Origin of the sequence: Mycolicibacterium wolinskyi str. Jessa 2025, from assembly GCF_049241375.1 — a bacterium.
GTDB classification, from domain to species: Bacteria; Actinomycetota; Actinomycetes; order Mycobacteriales; family Mycobacteriaceae; genus Mycobacterium; species Mycobacterium wolinskyi.
In genome coordinates this window covers 5792376-5810173 of record NZ_CP185960.1, presented here as the reverse complement: position 1 = coordinate 5810173, position 17798 = coordinate 5792376, and the positions used below count along the sequence as shown (strand labels likewise).

Sequence of the window (17798 nt, the reverse complement as noted above, 5' to 3'; positions counted from 1 at the left end):
ATGTCCGACAGAACACTCGCTTTCACCGGTGAGACGACCGCCGAGCCGGGCAAGCGTTCCGACGAGGTGGTGCTGGCGATCTCGCCTGCCTTCGCCGACTTCTTCAGCCAGACCATCATCGGCTTGTCGCAGGCCGACGTGATCCGCCAGATCCTGGCGGGCATCGAGGAGCAGGAGGTCGGTGCCCGGTGTATCCGCGTGCGGCACAGCAGCGATCTGGCGGTGGTCGCGCACACCGCGGCCAAGCTGTCGGGCTCGGGCATCGGCATCGGCATCCTGTCGCGCGGTACGTCGATGATCCACCAGCGTGACCTGCCACGGTTGTCGAGCTTGGAGCTGTTTCCGCAGAGCCCGCTCATGACGCTGGAGACCTACCGCAGCATCGGCTCGAACGCCGCGCAGTATGCGAAAGGCGAGTCACCCGAACCGGTTCCGACGCTCAACGACCAGATGGCCCGGCCGCGCTGGCAGGCCAAGGCGGCGCTGCTGCACCTCAAGGAGACCGAACAGATCCGCAAGAACGCCAAGCCCGTCGAGGTGATCCCGCAATTCTCCGAGGCCGTGGCGAACTGATGACCCGTACCGTTGTCGGCGTCGACATCGGTAACTCGACGACGGAGGCCAGCGCCGCGACCATCGCACCCGACGGAACGGTGCGGTTCTGCGGTGCGGCGCTCACGCCGACGACGGGAATCAAGGGCACGCCGAAGAATGTCGACGGGGTGGCCGCCGCGGTGGCCCGCGCGCTCGACGTCGCAGGCCTGGCGTTCGCCGACCTCGATGTCGTCCTGCTCAACGAGGCCACGCCGGTCATCAGCGGGCTGGCGATGGAGACCATCACCGAGACGATCATCACCGAGTCGACGATGATCGGCCATGATCCACGCACGCCTGGCGGCCGCGGGCTCGGCGTGGGCATCACCGTCGCGTTCGACGACCTCGCCGAAATCGCCACGGACGCGGGCACGATCGTGGTCGTGCCCAAAGGCGTCGACTTCGAAGTCGCGGCCCGCGCCATCAACGCCGCCACGCAGCGCGGGGTTCGCGTGACGGGGGCGATCCTCGGCAACGACGACGCCGTGCTGGTGGTCAACCGGCTCGACGTGGCGATCCCGGTCATCGACGAGGTGTCGCGCATCGACGCGGTGCCGCTGGGCATGCTCGCGGCGGTCGAGGTCGCCGGGCCCGGCCAGTCGATCCGCACGCTGTCCAACGCCTACGGGCTGGCCACGATCTTCGAGCTCGACGCGGCCGCCACCCGAGTGGTCTCGCCGGTCGCGCGGGCGCTGACGGGCAACCGCTCGGCGGTCGTGGTGCGTACACCCGCCGGTGACGTCGCCGATCGGACGATCCCGGCGGGCGCCCTGGAGCTGACCGGTGAGCGCAAACGGGCGACCGTGGACGTGTCGCGCGGTGCGGTCGAGATCATGGCCGCGGTCGAGCGCGTCAGCCCGCTGGCCGATGTGACGGGCGAAGCGGGCACCAACACCGGGGGCATGATCGCCAACGTGCGTCAGAGCATGGCCGATCTGTCCAACCACGCGGTCGCCGACGTGCACATTCAAGACCTGCTCGCGGTGGACACCTTTGTGCCGCAGGAGGTGCGGGGCGGGGTGGCGGGCGAGGTGGCGCTGGAGAACGCGGTGGCACTGGCGGCCATGGTGCGTACCAGGGAAAGCGGTATGCGGGCGGTGGCCGAGGCCGTGCGGCAACGCCTGCAGGCCGCGGGTGCCTGCGATGTCGAGGTCGTCGTCGGCGGGGTCGAAGCCGAGATGGCGGGGCTGGGTGCCCTCACCACGCCGGGTACCGACAAGCCGCTCGTCGTGCTCGATCTCGGTGGTGGTTCGACCGACGCGGCGTTGATCGAGGCCGCCGGTGACATCGACGCCGTGCATCTGGCCGGGGCGGGCGATCTCGTCACCAAGCTGATCGACGCCGAACTGGGCCTCGACAACCTTGAGCTGGCCGAGGACATCAAGCGGTACCCGCTCGGCAAAGCCGAGAGCTTCTTTCACGTCCGGCTGGAGAACGGCACCGTGCAGTTCTTCGAGAAGCCGTTACCGGCAACGGCGTTCGCGAGGGTAGTTACGCTGGCCGAGCACGGTATGAGCCCGATACCGACGCGTCATTCGATCGACCGGATCAGGGTCGTGCGCCGCGCCGCGAAGGAACGCGTCTTCGTCGTCAATGCCCTGCGGGCGTTGCGCACCATCGCGCCAGGCGGCGATCTGCGCCAGATCGGGTTCGTGGTGCTACTCGGCGGCTGTGCACTCGACTTCGAGATTCCCGAGCTCATCGCCGATGCCCTGGCCCCGTACGGGATCGTCTGCGGCACAGGCAACGTCCGGGGCAGCGAGGGACCGCGTAACGCGGTGGCCACCGGCCTGGTGGCCTCGCATGCGCAGTTGGTGGGGTCCGCAGTTGGGACGTAGCGGCGGGCAACCCGACCGGCCCGCCATCGTGGTCGTGAGTGGGGCCGGCGGTGGTGCGATCGAGCGTGAAGTGCTCGCCGGCATCGAGGAGGAGGGCGTTCCGTACTCGCTGCTGCCCGCAGGTTCCGACGCCGCCGCAGCCGATCTCGCGCGGCAGGCGGCAATGCGGTCACCCTTGCGCGTGGGCATCGGTCTCGACGTCACCGGCGGCGTCTGCGTGCACCATGACCAGCTCGCAGATGTGTTGCCGGACTTGAGTTCTGGCGGCGCGGCTGATGCCGGTACGGCCCGAACGCTCGGGCACAACGCGGCCCGCATCGTGGTGGGTCTGCCGCTGAAGCGGCAAAACCGGTTCAGCAAATAACGCTGTTTGGGTGGACACAACGCCCAAGGGGAGCGATACTCTCTTATCAAAGGTTGAGTTTCAGACCTTTAGGCGCACTTGGGGAGTGAGGGCCGAGCGTTGAAAGCCTGGTAACCGGGTGCCGAAAGGTTGGTTGCCGCTTTCTGGTCAGTCTCCGGCTGGCGGATGTCGAATGCAAAAGCATTGGAAAACAAGGGAGTTTGCCATGGCGGGTGTGGAAGAGCACCTGGAGAGTGCAGATTATCTGCAGAAGCGCCAACTGAAATCGGGCACGGCGGGCTGGGTCCTGCTGGCCGGGCTCGGCGTCAGCTACGTGGTGTCCGGTGATTACTCGGGCTGGAACTTCGGCCTGGCCGAAGGCGGGTTCGGCGGGCTCGCGATCGCGGCGGTGATCATCGCAGGCATGTACCTGGCCCTGGTGCTGGGTATGGCCGAGCTGTCGTCGGCGCTACCGGCCGCGGGCGGTGGGTACACGTTCGCCCGTCGCGCGCTCGGCCCGTGGGGCGGGTTCGCGACCGGCACCGCGATCCTGATCGAATACGCGATCGCCCCCGCGGCCATCGCGACGTTCATCGGGGCATACGTCGAGTCACTGGGGCTATTCGGTATCACGAGCGGCTGGTGGGTCTACCTCGCCGCATACGCCCTGTTCATCGGCATCCACCTGGCCGGTGTCGGCGAGGCGCTCAAGGTGATGTTCGTGATCACCGCCATCGCGCTCGTGGGCCTGTTGGTGTTCTCCATCGCCGCGCTCGGCCATTTCGACGTCGCCAACCTGACCAACATCGCGGTGGACGAGAGCGCGGCGGGGTCGTCCGCCTTCCTGCCGCACGGCTACCTCGGCATCTGGGCCGCGATCCCGTTCGCCATCTGGTTCTTCCTGGCGATCGAGGGCGTGCCGCTCGCGGCCGAGGAGACCGCGAACCCTGAGCGCAATGTCCCGCGCGGCATCATCGCCGGCATGGCCGTCCTGCTGGTCACCTGTGTGGCGGTGTTGTTCCTGACCACCGGCGCGGGCGGTGCCGATGAGATGTCGGACTCGGGTAACCCGTTGGTCGAGGCGCTGGGCGACGGCACGGCCGCCAAGGTCGTCAACTACATCGGCCTGGCTGGCCTGATCGCGAGCTTCTTCTCGATCATCTACGCCTACTCGCGTCAGCTGTTCGCGCTGTCGCGGGCCGGTTATCTGCCAAAGGTGCTGTCGGTGACCAACTCTCGCAAGGCGCCGACGCTGGCGCTGATCATCCCCGGCGTCATCGGCTTCATCCTGTCGCTGACCGGTCAGGGCGCGCTGCTGCTCAACATGGCGGTGTTCGGCGCCGCGGTGAGCTACGTGCTGATGATGGTCAGCCACATTGTGCTGCGGCGTCGCGAACCCGACATGCCGCGTCCGTACCGCACGCCGGGCGGGGCGGTCACCACCGGATTCGCACTCGTCGTCGCGGTCCTGGCGGTCATCGCCACGTTCCTGGTCGATCGCGTCGCGGCGGGCTGGTGCCTGGCGGTGTTCGCGGCGTTCATGGTCTATTTCGCCGTCTACAGCCGCCACCGCCTGGTGGCCAACTCGCCAGATGAGGAATTCGCAATGCTGGCCAAAGCGGAGAGTGAACTGAAGTGAAGTACCGGCAGCAGGTGTCGGGGGTGACCTACACCTTCGACGGACTCGTCGAGGTGATGGCCAAGGCCACCCCGTTGCGCTCGGGCGATCAACTCGCCGGGTGCGCAGCCGAACACGATGGCGAGCGGGCCGCGGCGGCCTGGGTGCTCGCGGACCTGCCGCTGGACACGTTCCTCAACGAAGAGGTGGTGCCGTACGACACCGACGAGGTGACCCGGCTGATCTTCGACAGCCATGACCGCCAAGCCTTTTCGCCGGTGTCGCACCTGACGGTCGGCGGGTTCCGGGACTGGCTGTTGGAGACCGCCTCGCACGATCACAGTGCCGAGCAGTTCGCCGCCGTCGCACCGGGTTTGACCCCGGAGATGGTGGCGGCGGTCAGCAAGATCATGCGCAATCAGGATCTGATCGCAGTATCGGCGGCCGCGCAGGTCACCGCGGCGCTGCGCACCACGATCGGCGCCCCCGGCACGCTGGCCACCCGGCTGCAGCCCAACCATCCGACCGACGATCCCCGCGGCATCGCCGCCGCGGTGCTCGACGGGCTGCTGCTGGGCTGCGGCGACGCCGTCATCGGGATCAACCCGGCGACCGATTCGCCGCAGGCCACCGCCGACCTGCTGTACCTGCTCGACTCGATCCGCACGCGCTACGACATCCCCGCGCAGTCGTGCGTGCTGTCGCACATCACCACCACGATCGGGCTGATCGAGGCGGGTGCACCGGTGGACCTGGTGTTCCAGTCGATCGCCGGGACCGAGGGCGCCAACACCGCGTTCGGGGTGAACCTGCAGTTGCTGCGGGAAGGCCGGGACGCGGCCCGCTCGCTCAACCGCGGCACGGTCGGCGACAACGTCATGTACCTGGAGACGGGCCAGGGCTCGGCGTTGAGTTCGGGCGCCCATCTCGGCGTGGGCGGCAAGCCCGTCGATCAGCAGACCCTGGAGACCCGCGCCTACGCGGTGGCGCGTGACCTGCAGCCGTTGCTGGTCAACACCGTCGTCGGCTTCATCGGCCCCGAGTACCTCTACGACGGCAAGCAGATCATCCGCGCCGGGCTCGAAGACCACTTCTGCGGCAAGCTGCTCGGCCTGCCGATGGGCGTCGACGTCTGCTACACCAACCACGCCGAGGCCGACCAGAACGACATGGACACGCTGCTGACATTGTTGGCCGCGGCCGGCGTCGCATTCGTGATCACCGTTCCTGGTGCCGACGACGTGATGCTCGGCTACCAGAGCCTGTCGTTCCACGATGTGCTCGTGACCCGGCGCACGCTCGGGCTGCGGCCCGCGCCGGAGTTCGAATCGTGGCTGCGCAGTGTGGGAATGGTCGACGACACCGGCCGGTTGACGCCCTTCGACCTGGAGCGTTCGGTGTTGCGGTCGTTGACCTCGGCGGAGGCGATGTGAGCACGAACAACCCTGCCGTCCAAGACTTTTGGGACGAGCTCCGCAAGACCACCCAGGCCAGGATCGGCCTCGGCCGAGCGGGAAATGCGTTGCCGACCCGGCAGGTGCTCGAGCTGGCCGCGGCCCACGCCGCCGCACGAGATGCCGTTCACGTACCGCTCGACACCGAGGAGCTGGCCGCCGAGATCCGCGACATCGGGATCGGCGAGCCGATCGTGGTGACGAGCCGCGCGACGTCACGCGACGAGTACCTGCGCAGGCCCGATCTCGGCCGCACGCCCGCAGCGGACATGGACGTGCCCGAGTCCGGGGCCGATATCGGCTTCGTGCTTGCCGACGGGCTGTCGCCGACCGCGCTGAACCACCACGGTGCCGGGCTGCTGACCGAATTGGTCGCGCGGCTCGCCGACCGCCACACCCTGGCCCCGCCGGTGATCGCCACGCAGGCCAGGGTGGCGCTCGGTGACCACATCGCAGCCCAGATGCGCTGTCGGACCGTGCTCGTGATCATCGGGGAGCGGCCCGGCCTGAGCGTGGCCGACAGTCTCGGCATCTATCTGACCCACCTGCCGATGCCGGGCCGTACCGATGCCGACCGCAACTGCATCTCGAACATCCACCCGCCGGACGGGCTCGGCTACGCCGAGGCCGCGCGTATCGCGGCGGGCCTGGTCGACGGCGCGCTGGCACTGGGCCGCTCCGGCGTCGACCTCAAGGACACGTCACGCACGGCCGCGCTGGGGCCGAGCGGTGCCACCGAATTGGAGTGACCGCAGCGCCGAACGTGAACAAGATTGCGCGTTTTCCCGAGAATCTCGCGATCTTGTTCACGCTCGGCGCGTGGCTGGCCGTAACTGAAGGGCAGAATGACGGGGTGGATCCTCAGCTCGCTGACAGCATCGACCGTCGCATCATCGATCAGTTACGCATCGACGGCCGAAGGTCTTTCGGTGAGATCGGCCGGTACGTGGGGCTCAGTGAAGCAGCTGTGCGTTCTCGGTACAACCGGTTGCGAAAGCTTGGGATCGTCCAGGTTGTCGGCATGTCGGATGCGCCCAAACTGGGCGAGATCGAGGCACATATCTCGATCCAGGTTCGCGGCGTGACAGTGGACAGCGTCGCGCGCCAGCTTGCAGCGCACCCCGAGGTCAAATTCGTCGGCGCGGCGCTGGGTGCGTTCGACCTCATGCTCGACGTCCGCTGCGCAGACAACAATCACCTGTCACAGTTTCTGCACGAAACGGTACGGCGCATCCGGGGAATCGAACGGCTCGAGACGGCTACCGTTCTGGAGGTCCTCGAGGACAGTTACCTGTGGGCGGGTTTTCGCGAGGCCACGAACCGTCAGGCCGGTGCTGTCGAGCCCTGCCCGACGCCGCCGCGTAAACCCAACCACGAGTAGTCCTTGAACAGCTCGGTGAGCACGTAGAGGTCCATGGTTGCAACGCCGGGAATGCGCCGGACATCATCGAGAAGCGCGCGCACCTGGGTGAGGTCTCGGCAGGTGGCCTCCACGTAGACATCGCGCGAACCGGTGCACAATGCGACGTGATTGACGAGCGGCATCGAAGTGAGTGCGACGGCGACGGAGCGCGGTGTGTGGTCGCGCACGGCGAGCATCAGCCGTAACGATTGATGGCCGAGGGTCAGCGGATTACACAGCGCGACAATGTGCAACGCTTCCTGCTCTTGGAGTTTGGCGACACGGCCGCGCACGGTCGCCTCGCTCACCTCCAGCTCTGCCGCGATGGATGTGAAGGTCCGGCGCCCATCGCGGCCGAGCATCGCGATTATTGCGCGATCCGTCTCATCGAACATGTCAGCCTCTCGCCGAGGATATCCTCCGTGTCGGCTAACTGTCGGGGCAACTCCGTCCGATTGCCAGCGCCTCGGAGATCATGGTTGCGTTGTCGGCTGCGCTCCCCGCGGAATCACATGTCACGTCCTCGAGCCCGATCCGCGCCTCCACACCGTCTTCGACCGCGGCGCGCAGCACAGGCCACGCCGTACCGTCCTGCCCGTGGTAGAGGATCGAACACGTCGCGCCGGCGTCGCGGAGAATCGCGGCGATCTGTCTGCACTCGGCGATCGCCTGGTCCGGGTCCGCAGTCTCGGGCTCGATGAGGATCCGGACGTTCTGATGCAGTGTCGGTGAGGACAGCAGGCTCGGTACATCGTCGATGGACCAGACCGCGCTCTCCAGCACGACGCCTCGGGATACCAACAGTTGCGCGGCCTCGGCGGCTCCCTCCTCGGAGAATGCGACCGACGCGAAGTCGGGGAGTGCGCCGTCGGGCCAACCGGCAACATGGCGCATGCGTTCGTCATGGCCGGAACACGTCCACAGCCCGGTCGTCGTGCCGATGATCACCGAGGTGTCCGTGGCCCGGACAGCACGCACCATCGCGCCGATATCGTCGGGGTGGATGCTCTGTCCACCATCGGCGGTGCGCGCGTGAGCGTGGACCACCGCTGCGCCCAGTGAGATGGCCCGTGAGGCATCTGTCGCGATCTCCTCCGGGGTCAGTGGCACCGTCGGCGCCTCCGCGCGGGAACGCCCGCCGTTGATCGCGGCTTTCAAAAACATCTCGCAAGCTCCTTGTCGACGTTGTCCTTCGTCTCTCGTCACTCCTGGCGCAGGTCCAGCAGGGCTTTCGTCGCGCCCGTTTCCTCCCCGAGCCGCGCACCTGCCCGGATTCGATCGATGAGTGCGGGTTCCTCCGCATCGTCTTGCAGCGCAACGTCGATCACCTGCGCGAGTACGGCGGCGGCGCCGATGAAAACCCCGTTCACGTCAGCCAGTACGACATCGCCCGAACTGACAGCCACTCCGCCGATGGAGACAGCTACGTGATGGCCGCCGGCGTCGATGCCGTGCAGCTTGGTGGTCAACATGCTGCGGCCGTAGGCGTATACCGGTATCCCGAGCTCGGCGATTTCCTCGACATCGGTGACGACGCCGTCGACGACGATCCCACGTGCGCCGCGCGCTGCCGCAGTGGCGGCGATGACGAGACCGACCGGGGCGTGGCGCCTGTCGCCGCCGGTGTCGATCACGAGTACGTCACCCGGCTCCAGGTAACCGGCCGCATGATGCAACATCGTCGAGTCGGTAGCGGTCGTGCGAACGGTTACCGCCCGGCCCACGACCCGGCCGGATCCCGCCTGACGCACGAGTGACGGATCGACGAAGCCTTCTTCGAGGTAGTGCCCGAGCGTCGGGAACGAGACTCGCTCGAGCTTGCCGACGAGCGACGGATCCAGCCGCGGGGGAGCGGAATTGAAGGTGATCGGTGTCATCACGAGGTCACCGTCATCGTGAGCTCGATACGCCGGTTGTCGAGTGCCGGCAAGACGCTGCGAACAGCCTGGGTCCGCGCGGTCGAAATCTCGACGGTGACCACGGCCTCCGGTTCGTCGCCGAGTGCCGCCTTCACCACCCCGAGCGGATCGACCACCAGGGAATCGCCGATGCACGCGGACGAAATGGTGCCCGCAGCCGCGACCCAGACGGTGTTCTCGATTGCACGGGCACGCACCAACGTTTCCCAATGGTCTGCCTTGCGGTGCCCCGACATCCATGCGGCTGACACCGAAATGAGTTCAGCGCCTTGCGAGATCAAGTGGCGAGTGAGTTCCGGGAACCGAAGGTCGTAACAGTTCACCAGTCCGATGCGCAACCCCGCGAGGTCGATTACCGGCGGCAACGTGGGGCCCGGTGTCACGTAGTCGGATTCGCGATACGCAAACGCGTCATACAGGTGCAGCTTGCGGTAGCGGGTGAGGACGTCACCGCCCGAATCCACCGCGACGAGTGTGTTGTTGGGGCGAGAGGTTCCGTTCGGCTCATAGCCACCCGCGATGACGGCGATGTCGTGACTTTCGGCGAGACCGGAAAGGTGCGCCTCGAAAAGGGGCCACTGCAGGTCGACCAGCTCGGAGAGCCGGTGATCGAGACCGTCGACGCTGAGCATCGCCTCCTCGGGGAAAACGATCACGTCAGCGCTGTCTGCGGCGGCGTGGGCGGTGAGTCGGTCGATGGCGGCGAGGTTCGCCGTCGTGTCGGTGGTGGGGCCGAACTGCGCGATGGCAACACGCATGACCACTCCTTTCTAGACGATGAAGGTGGTTGAACCGCTTCCAGATTCAGGAGGCGAGCGCCTTGGCGTCCGCGGCGCGCCAGCTGAGCCACAGGGTGCCGCCAGGCTCTACCGCGGCCAGCTCGGGCGTGAGCTGTGCACTCGGTACCGTGGCCACGAGGTGTGCCTCCGGTGCGATGCGCACGCCGAACCGCCACTCGTCGCCGGTGTAGATCGATTCGGTCAGTGCGCCCCTGATCGCAAAGTCCGCGTCAGGCTGCGTGGCCCCGATCGAGATTCTTTCGGGGCGTAGCGCCAGACCGACCGCAGCACCATCGGGGATCTCCCCGATGGTTGTGGCCGGGACTGGCCCCACAGCCGGTACGACGATGTCGTCGCCGACCTTTGCGGCCTCGATGACGTTGCAGCTACCGATGAACGAGGCGACGAAGCGCGAAGCGGGATGTTCGTAAATTTCAGTCGGTGAGCCGATCTGTAGTATCCGTCCGGCAGACATGACAGCGATGCGGTCACTCATGGTCAACGCCTCCTCTTGGTCGTGAGTGACGTAGACGAAGGTGGTGTGCACCTCGCGTTGCAGCTTTTTGAGTTCGACCTGCATCTCCTTGCGAAGCTGAAGATCGAGCGCGCCGAGCGGCTCATCGAGCAGAATGACCGCGGGACGCCCGACAACTGCGCGGGCAAGTGCGACGCGTTGACGTTGGCCGCCCGAGAGTTGTGTGGGCTTGCGATTCGCGAGCGCCTCAAGCCGTACGAGCTTGAGCGCAGCGTCGACCCGCTCCACAACCTCTGACTTTGGCACCCGTTTGACCCGCAGTTCGAATGCCACGTTCTCGGCCACGGTCAGATGGGGGAACAGGGCATAGCTCTGAAACACCATGTTCAGGTCGCGTTTTCGAGTCGGCACGTCGGTCACCGACGTTCCGGCCAGCTCGATCTCGCCGGCTGACGGCGTCTCGAAGCCGGCGATCATGCGCATGAGTGTCGTTTTTCCGCACCCCGAGGGGCCCAGGATCGAAAAGAACTCGTGCTGACCGATTTCGAGGTCGAGCGGATGAACAACGGTAGCGTCGCCGAAAGACTTCGTGATCCCGGAAAGGCGGATCGCCGACGTGGACATCAGGAGGCCTTGATCCTGGTCCAGCCGTCCTGGTAGTACTTCATCGCCTCACCCGGATCGAGGATGAATTCAGCCTTTCGAAGTTGATCGTCGGAGACGAAGATCGCGGGGTTCTCGCGCACGCTCGGATCGGTGATCAGTGTCTGTGCAGCCTGGTTGGTGGTGGCGAGCGATCCGTCGTTGGTTGCCATCGCGCCGACTTCCGGCCGGAGAACGAAGTTCAACCACTGATATGCGGCGTCCGGGTGAGGTGCTCCCTTGGCGATGGAGAAGCTGTCCACCCACAGGGTGCCGCCTTCTACGGGAAGTGTGTATTTCACGTCCGGGTTGGCCGCGACGACCTTGCCGACTGACGAACCGCCCCAAGCCAGTGACGCGCACGCGTCGCCTGCGGCCACCAGGTCGTAGTAGTTCGTCGAGTTGTAACCCGCGAGTAGGGGTTTCTGTTGGAGGAGCTTCTCGGTGGCTCTTTCGATCTCGGCTTCATCGGTCGACGTTGCGCTCGATCCGGTCGATTGCAGGCCGACGATGTAGCTGGCCAGCATGTTGTCGAGCATGTAGATCTTGCCGCGGTAGGCGGGATCGAACAGTGAATTCCAGCTTGTCAGTGGAGCTTTCGTACACGCCTGGTTGTACAGCAGGCCCGTGGTACCCCAAACCCACGGAACGGCATGCTTGTTTTCCGGGTCGAAGCCGGGGTTGACGAACTTGTCCATGACATTGTCCATGCCCTGAACCCGGCTGTAGTCGATCGGGTCGACGAGGTTCTGTCCCGCCAGATTCTGGACGGCGTACTGGCTGGGCTCGACAATGTCGTAGCCGGTGTTGCCCGCCGAGAGCTTGGCAATCATCGTCTCGTTGCTGTCGAACGTGTCTACGTTGACCGATATGCCGGTTTCCTTCTCGAATGCTTCGATCACGGAATCGGGAACTTCGCCGGCCCATGCGTACAGGTTGAGCTCGTTCGCCTCGCCTGAATCACTGCCGCCGCACGCGGTCAGGGCGAGCGCCGACGCCACCGCGAGCGCGATACATGCGACGCGTCGTTTCGGCCTGGTTGTCTTCTGCATGGTGGTGCCCTTTCGTGTGGCGAGTTAGGAAGTGAACGAGTCAGCTGGATTGGCCGGCATTTTCGTAGCCGACGAGAATCCGCCGCATCTGTTGGATGCCGACGGCGAAGATGAGCAGCACGGTCGCGACTATCAACATTGCGCCGAGCGCGTTGATCTCGGGTGTGATGCCGGTCTTCAGCAGGCTGTAGATGCGCAGGGGCAGCGTTGTGGAGCCGACGCCGCTGGTGAAGGTCGAAATGACGATGTTGGAAAACGATGTCGTGAACGCCAGTAGGAACGCGGCGAGAATCGACGACCGCAGCAGTGGGAAAAGCACGCGGATGAAGGTTTGCCACGGTGTGCAGCCGAGGTCTGCGGACGCTTCGGAGAGCGAGCTGTCCAGGGAGCTGATCGCACCCATCAGGATCAACGTCGTCAGGGGCAACGAGATGACGATGTGGCCGAGCACGATGGTCGGAATGCCGAGCGGCAGCTGGACGGTGCTGAATACGGTGAGTAATGCTGCGCCGAGGACGATCTCGGGGAGTACAAGGGGAAGCAGGACCGCGCCGAGGAACAACGTACGCCCCTTGACGCGGTATCGGGCGAGGCCGAAAGCTGTGAGGAAGCCGACCGTCGTCGCAACCGCCGCGGCAATGGCTCCAACGGTGAAACTCGTCTGCAGGGTTTTCAGAAGTGCGCGGTCGGTGAACACCTCGCCGTACCACTTGACGCTGAATCCGCCCCACCGACTGCTGGTTTCCGACGCGTTGAACGAGTACACCACGACGGCCACGATCGGTACGTACAGAAAAACCAAGGCCGCCTTGGCGACCCAGCCCGTCAGGCGGTCCATCGTGCGCTCCTATTACGGAACTTCAGGATCAGCCCGGCGATGCCGATCGAGGCAATCATGAGGATGAGCACGACCATGGACAGTGCTGCGCCCATTGGCTGATTGCGGAATTCGGTGTAGAGCGTGACGATCAGGTTGCCGACCAGCAGGCTCTTTCCGCCGCCGAGAAGCACCGGTATCACAAACACCCCCAGCGTCGGCACGAAGATCAACAGCGCGGCCGCGACGATCCCGGCTGAACTCAGTGGTGCGATCACCCGGAAATGGGTGCGCCACCACCCGCAGCCCAAGTCGGCGGCCGCTTCGCGCAGTGACGGGTCGATGCCGCGCATCGACGCGTAGATGGGAAAGATTGCGGTCGGCAAGAATGCGTAGAGCAGCGCCAGCATGACGGCGGTCTGGCTCGGCACAAGGGGATCGCCCACATCGCCGAATATTCGGAGCAGGCCGAGGACGGGACCGTCTGATCCGAGCAGCGTCATCCACGCGAAGGTGCGCACCAGGAAGTCGGTCCAGAACGGCACGATGATGAGTAGCAGGATCAACGGTTGGCGATGAGCGGGTTGGGAAACCGTGTAGTACGCGACGATGTATCCGACGACGAGGCAGAAGATGGTGTTGAGCGCCGCCATGGCGAGGCTGTAGACAAGCGTCTTCGCGTACACCGGATCGGCCAGTCGGGTGAAGTTCTCGAAGGTGAACCCGCCGCGAACCTGGCCGTAACGGTCCGCCTCCGCCACGCTGTTGCGGGCGACCAGCAGGAGCGGGAGCACGGCCAGCACACAAACGATCAGCAGTCCCGGCGCTAGCAGCGGCCAGGCGGTCAGCGTCTGGCGCCGGTTGGAACGCGGCGCGTCGGTGGTGGTCATCCGGTGTTTCACTCTCTGGCTGGTCGGGTGTGATCATTGTTCTGCTGAGCCGAGGTGGCTGGGAGCGCTTCTCGCTTCGAGATCAGTGGTTGACGCGTTACATCTGTGCGCATATCGCAGGCGTCCAGCGCGCCCAACGTGAAAAAGATTGCGGCTTTTCCGGCGAATCTCGCGATCTTGTTCACACTCGGCACTGTCGCCTGCGCGACCGAGGGCTACATCGAACCCAGCGCCAGGAGGACGGCCTTTCCCGACGAGTGTTGGCTTGTGTGCCAGATTTGCCGCGAATCACGCACACAAGCCAACGCTCGGCGCCCGCAACCGCGTTTTGACCTGCGCGGACACCGGCCGGTAAGCTGCTCCGTTGGCGTGTGCTGCCCTCATGGGCAAGCGGGCCCCGGGTCAATGTCGGTCGCCGGGAATCCCAGTGCACATGCCTGACCGGCACTCAACCCGAGAAGAGAAGGTAAGCACTGTGCCTACTTACACGCCGAAGGCGGGTGACACCACGCGTTCGTGGTACGTCATCGACGCCCAAGACGTGGTGCTCGGCCGGCTCGCCGTCGAAGCAGCCAAGCTGCTGCGCGGCAAGCACAAGCCGACATTCACGCCCAATGTCGATGGTGGCGACTTCGTCATCGTCATCAATGCCGAGAAGATCGCCGTCAGCGGCGACAAGCTCACCAACAAGTTCGCTTACCGCCACTCGGGTTACCCCGGCGGCCTGCGTAAGCGCACGATCGGTGAGTTGCTGGAGAAGCACCCGACCCGCGTTGTCGAGAACGCGATCGTCGGCATGCTCCCGCACAACAAGCTCGGCCGGCAGATCCAGAAGAAGCTGAAGGTGTACGCGGGTCCTGATCATCCGCACGCCGCGCAGCAGCCGGTTCCGTTCGAAATCAAGCAGGTGGCCCAGTGACCGAAGTGACAGAGACCGAGGTGACAGAGGTCGTGACCGAGGCCGCCGAGCCGCGCGAGCCGGTCATCATCGACCGTCCCATCCAGACCGTCGGCCGCCGCAAGGAGGCCGTGGTGCGGGTTCGCCTGGTGCCCGGCACCGGCCAGTTCAACCTGGACGGCCGCACCCTGGAGAACTACTTCCCGAACAAGGTGCACCAGCAGCTGATCAAGGCCCCGCTGGTGACCGTGGATCGGCTGGAGCAGTTCGACATCTACGCCCATCTCGATGGTGGCGGCCCGTCCGGCCAGGCCGGTGCGCTGCGCCTCGCGATCGCGCGTGCCCTCATCCTGGTGCAGCCGGAGGATCGTCCCGCGCTGAAGCGCGCCGGGTTCCTGACGCGTGACCCGCGTGCCATCGAGCGCAAGAAGTACGGCCTCAAGAAGGCCCGCAAGGCGCCTCAGTACAGCAAGCGCTGATCTGTACAGCCTTATGCCGCCGAGCGTGGAATCATCCACGCTCGGCGGTTTTTATTCTGCCGATGTCGGCATTTTCAGTAATGGTCTCCGCCGGCAGGCGAATTTGATGGTTTCCTGCTCACGGCGATATTCGCCGAATGGTGAGCTAATTCGATTGTCGATATTCATGCGAATTATCGGCTGATCTTGGTTTGACATCCGGCGCGAATGTGAAAAACCATGGGGTCGAGGCGGGGGCGTGGAAGCGCGCCCAGGCAGGCCGAATCTGCCGCCGGTGCGAGTCAGTCAGCTCGTTGGGGGACCGGACCGCTTCCTGACTGAAAGGGAGTAGTTGATGAAGAGCACTATCAAGCGAGTGACAGTCGGCGCCGCGTTCGGTGGGGCGCTGTTCCTGTCCGCCGGAATGGGCATCGCCAACGCTCAGCCGAATGACGGTCAGGTGGATCTCGCACTCGGCACCGCAGGCGTTCTCGAAGACGTGCCTATCGGCACCGCGGCCCAGATCGCCGCAGGCGTCTGCGACGGCGAGGTGGCCCAGGTGACCACGGTCGCGCAGAACGTCGACGCCAGCGGCACGCAGCAGAATGTCTGCAACAACAACGTTGGCGCGGTCGAGTTCAAGCAGAACGAGGGCGCACCCGCCGAGGGCGCGGCCGAACAGCCCGAGGGCGCGGCAGAGGGCTCCGAGGGCTCCGGCACCGCCGAGGAGACCGGGAGTGCTCCGGCCCCCGCCGAGGAAGGCAGTGGTGAAGGCAGCTAGGCCTCGCAGCTAGGTGAATCGCCGTCCGCACCCAGACGAGGGGAGCGGGCGGCGATTCTCTTTGTCTCGATCCGGTACCGATTCGGCCGCGGCACGGTCGTTGACCTCGTCGGTTGTGTTTCGGGCGGGAAATTATGAGAAGTTTAAGGGCATGGCTCGACTGTTCGGCACCGACGGCGTGCGCGGCGTCGCAAATCGCGATCTGACCGCGGAGCTCGCGCTGGCGCTGGGTTCCGCGGCTGCCCGGCGACTCGGCAACGCCGCCGGACACGGGCGGCGGGTCGCCGTGGTCGGACGTGACCCGCGGGCGAGCGGCGAGATGCTGGAAGCCGCGGTCATCGCGGGCCTCACCAGCGAGGGCGTCGACGCCCTGCGCGTCGGAGTCCTGCCCACCCCCGCGGTGGCGTACTTGACCAGCGCCTACGACGCCGACTTCGGCGTGATGATCTCGGCATCGCACAACCCGATGCCCGACAACGGCATCAAGATCTTCGGTCCCGGCGGGCACAAGCTCGACGACGCGACCGAGGACCGCATCGAAGAACTGGTGAACGCGGGTCCGGGGCAGCGGCCGACGGGCGCGGGCCTCGGCCGGGTGGTCGACGCCGAGGACGCGCTGGACCGCTATCTGCGCCACGTGAGCAAGGCCGTCACGACGCGGCTTGAGGGACTGACCGTCGTCGTCGACTGTGCGCACGGCGCGGGCTCGGCGGCCGCGCCCCGCGCCTACCGGGCCGCGGGCGCCAACGTCATCGCGATCAACGCCGAGCCCAACGGCCTCAACATCAACGACGGCTGCGGCTCCACCCACATGGAGGTGCTGCAGGCCGCGGTCGTCGAACACGGTGCCGATCTCGGACTGGCCCACGACGGCGACGCCGACCGCTGCCTCGCGGTCGACGCGACCGGGCAGGTGATCGACGGCGACGCGATCATGGTCGTGCTCGCCCTGGCCATGCAAGAAGCCGACGAGTTGGCGTCCAACACGTTGGTGGCCACGGTGATGAGCAACCTCGGCCTGCACCTGGCCATGCGTGCGGCCGGTATCGAGGTCCGTACCACGAGCGTCGGTGACCGCTACGTCCTCGAAGAGCTGCGGGCCGGCGAGTTCTCGCTCGGTGGCGAGCAGTCCGGCCACATCGTGATGCCCGGCCTCGGTACGACGGGTGACGGCATCGTCACCGGCCTGCGGCTCATGTCGCGCATGGCGCAGACCCGCTCGACTCTGGCGGCGCTCGCGGCTCCGATGCAGACGTTGCCGCAGGTTCTGATCAACGTCGAGGTCGCCGACAAGGCAACCGTGGCCAAGGCCCCGTCGGTGCAGTCGGCGGTGGCGCAGGCCGAAGCGGAACTCGGCGACACCGGACGCATCCTGCTGCGCCCGTCGGGCACCGAGCAGGTGGTCCGGGTGATGGTCGAGGCCGCCGATGAGAACACCGCGCGCCAGCTCGCGGTGCGCGTGGCTGAATCTGTCAGCCATCAACGCTGATTCGACGGAACCCGTTGGGCCCCGTCCGCGTCTAACCGGACATGGGAGTAGTTGACGCTGCCCGTATCGACGTCGAGGCACTCATGGACGCGGCGCGCCAGTACGAGGCCGCGGCAGACATCGTCGACGCCACCGTCCGGACGCGGTTGAGCAGAGCGGCTTTCGACGGATCGGCGGCCGGCCAGGCCCATGTTGCCCAGGGCGACGCGGTGCGTGCCGCCCTCGACGATCTGGCCGAACCGCTCGGAGAATGGGCCCGCGCGGCGGGGGAGATCGGCGCCGTGCTGCGAGCCTCGGCGGATCGGTATGTTGCCGCCGACGGCCGAGCAGCGAGCCGGGTGGGCTGACC

At 66.0% G+C, this 17798-nt stretch carries 20 protein-coding genes; 12 read left to right on the top strand and 8 right to left on the bottom strand.

Annotated elements, in window-relative coordinates:
* The 7 genes from ACOI2T_RS28755 to ACOI2T_RS28725 all read left to right on the top strand — a co-directional run bounded on the left by ACOI2T_RS28755 (position 1) and on the right by ACOI2T_RS28725 (position 7228).
* Complete coding sequence (locus ACOI2T_RS28755; protein ID WP_409502018.1) at positions 1 to 573, top strand: propanediol/glycerol family dehydratase medium subunit; 573 nt, start codon at positions 1 to 3, stop codon at positions 571 to 573.
* Entirely contained in the window at positions 573 to 2432 is a 1860-nt protein-coding gene (locus ACOI2T_RS28750) for a diol dehydratase reactivase subunit alpha (RefSeq protein ID WP_409502017.1), read from the top strand. The genes ACOI2T_RS28755 and ACOI2T_RS28750 overlap by 1 nt, the downstream gene beginning before the upstream one ends.
* The gene (locus tag ACOI2T_RS28745; RefSeq protein ID WP_409502016.1) at positions 2398 to 2796 is read left to right on the top strand and encodes a glycerol dehydratase reactivase beta/small subunit family protein; all 399 of its coding nucleotides are present in this window, start codon (positions 2398 to 2400) and stop codon (positions 2794 to 2796) included. The genes ACOI2T_RS28750 and ACOI2T_RS28745 overlap by 35 nt, the downstream gene beginning before the upstream one ends.
* Positions 2797 to 3001: 205 nt before the next feature.
* Positions 3002 to 4414, top strand: a complete 1413-nt coding sequence (gene eat / locus ACOI2T_RS28740; RefSeq protein ID WP_409502015.1) for an ethanolamine permease — start codon at positions 3002 to 3004, stop codon at positions 4412 to 4414.
* Positions 4411 to 5826, top strand: coding sequence for an ethanolamine ammonia-lyase subunit EutB (locus ACOI2T_RS28735; protein WP_085146645.1), 1416 nt, complete (start codon positions 4411 to 4413; stop codon positions 5824 to 5826). Before eat ends, ACOI2T_RS28735 begins: the two co-directional genes overlap by 4 nt.
* Positions 5823 to 6596 carry an ethanolamine ammonia-lyase subunit EutC gene (gene eutC / locus ACOI2T_RS28730; protein WP_409502014.1) on the top strand — a complete coding sequence of 258 codons (774 nt, stop codon included), beginning with the start codon at positions 5823 to 5825 and terminating at the stop codon, positions 6594 to 6596. Before ACOI2T_RS28735 ends, eutC begins: the two co-directional genes overlap by 4 nt.
* 53 nt (positions 6597 to 6649) lie before the next feature.
* Positions 6650 to 7228, top strand: a complete 579-nt coding sequence (locus ACOI2T_RS28725; protein WP_275082834.1) for an Lrp/AsnC family transcriptional regulator — start codon at positions 6650 to 6652, stop codon at positions 7226 to 7228.
* Here ACOI2T_RS28725 and ACOI2T_RS28720 read toward each other — a convergent pair.
* The 8 genes from ACOI2T_RS28720 to ACOI2T_RS28685 are packed head-to-tail and all read right to left on the bottom strand — an operon-like array spanning position 7171 to position 13823.
* Positions 7171 to 7644: an Lrp/AsnC family transcriptional regulator gene (locus ACOI2T_RS28720; RefSeq protein ID WP_409502013.1), complete on the bottom strand. Its 474-nt coding sequence runs from the start codon at positions 7642 to 7644 to the stop codon at positions 7171 to 7173. The genes ACOI2T_RS28725 and ACOI2T_RS28720 overlap by 58 nt on opposite strands.
* Positions 7645 to 7678: 34 nt before the next feature.
* A complete protein-coding gene (locus ACOI2T_RS28715; RefSeq protein WP_409502012.1) occupies positions 7679 to 8413 on the bottom strand; it encodes a 3-keto-5-aminohexanoate cleavage protein in 735 nt (244 codons plus the stop codon).
* Positions 8414 to 8451: 38 nt separating this feature from the next.
* Positions 8452 to 9126, bottom strand: a complete 675-nt coding sequence (locus tag ACOI2T_RS28710; protein WP_409502011.1) for an RraA family protein — start codon at positions 9124 to 9126, stop codon at positions 8452 to 8454.
* The gene (locus ACOI2T_RS28705; RefSeq protein WP_409502010.1) at positions 9126 to 9926 is read right to left on the bottom strand and encodes a carbon-nitrogen hydrolase family protein; all 801 of its coding nucleotides are present in this window, start codon (positions 9924 to 9926) and stop codon (positions 9126 to 9128) included. Before ACOI2T_RS28705 ends, ACOI2T_RS28710 begins: the two co-directional genes overlap by 1 nt.
* 46 nt (positions 9927 to 9972) lie before the next feature.
* A complete protein-coding gene (locus tag ACOI2T_RS28700) occupies positions 9973 to 11046 on the bottom strand; it encodes an ABC transporter ATP-binding protein (protein ID WP_409502009.1) in 1074 nt (357 codons plus the stop codon).
* Positions 11046 to 12116, bottom strand: coding sequence for an ABC transporter substrate-binding protein (locus tag ACOI2T_RS28695; RefSeq protein WP_067842564.1), 1071 nt, complete (start codon positions 12114 to 12116; stop codon positions 11046 to 11048). Before ACOI2T_RS28695 ends, ACOI2T_RS28700 begins: the two co-directional genes overlap by 1 nt.
* A 40-nt stretch (positions 12117 to 12156) precedes the next feature.
* Positions 12157 to 12954, bottom strand: a complete 798-nt coding sequence (locus ACOI2T_RS28690) for an ABC transporter permease (protein WP_409502008.1) — start codon at positions 12952 to 12954, stop codon at positions 12157 to 12159.
* On the bottom strand, positions 12942 to 13823 hold the full coding sequence (locus ACOI2T_RS28685) for an ABC transporter permease (protein ID WP_409502007.1): 882 nt from the start codon (positions 13821 to 13823) through the stop codon (positions 12942 to 12944). Before ACOI2T_RS28685 ends, ACOI2T_RS28690 begins: the two co-directional genes overlap by 13 nt.
* A gap of 475 nt (positions 13824 to 14298) precedes the next feature.
* On the opposite strand from ACOI2T_RS28685, the gene rplM reads away from it, so the two are divergent.
* From rplM to ACOI2T_RS28660, 5 genes are all read left to right on the top strand, one after another.
* A complete protein-coding gene (gene rplM, locus ACOI2T_RS28680) occupies positions 14299 to 14742 on the top strand; it encodes a 50S ribosomal protein L13 (protein WP_067842570.1) in 444 nt (147 codons plus the stop codon).
* The gene (rpsI, locus tag ACOI2T_RS28675) at positions 14739 to 15200 is read left to right on the top strand and encodes a 30S ribosomal protein S9 (RefSeq protein WP_084356365.1); all 462 of its coding nucleotides are present in this window, start codon (positions 14739 to 14741) and stop codon (positions 15198 to 15200) included. The genes rplM and rpsI overlap by 4 nt, the downstream gene beginning before the upstream one ends.
* A 334-nt stretch (positions 15201 to 15534) precedes the next feature.
* Positions 15535 to 15960 carry a hypothetical protein gene (locus ACOI2T_RS28670; RefSeq protein WP_409502006.1) on the top strand — a complete coding sequence of 142 codons (426 nt, stop codon included), beginning with the start codon at positions 15535 to 15537 and terminating at the stop codon, positions 15958 to 15960.
* A gap of 151 nt (positions 15961 to 16111) precedes the next feature.
* Positions 16112 to 17449, top strand: coding sequence for a phosphoglucosamine mutase (gene glmM, locus ACOI2T_RS28665; RefSeq protein ID WP_085146662.1), 1338 nt, complete (start codon positions 16112 to 16114; stop codon positions 17447 to 17449).
* A gap of 41 nt (positions 17450 to 17490) precedes the next feature.
* Positions 17491 to 17796 (top strand): DUF7162 family protein, encoded by a 306-nt coding sequence (locus ACOI2T_RS28660; protein ID WP_067842579.1) that lies wholly within the window; start codon positions 17491 to 17493, stop codon positions 17794 to 17796.
* Positions 17797 to 17798: the final 2 nt, after the last annotated feature.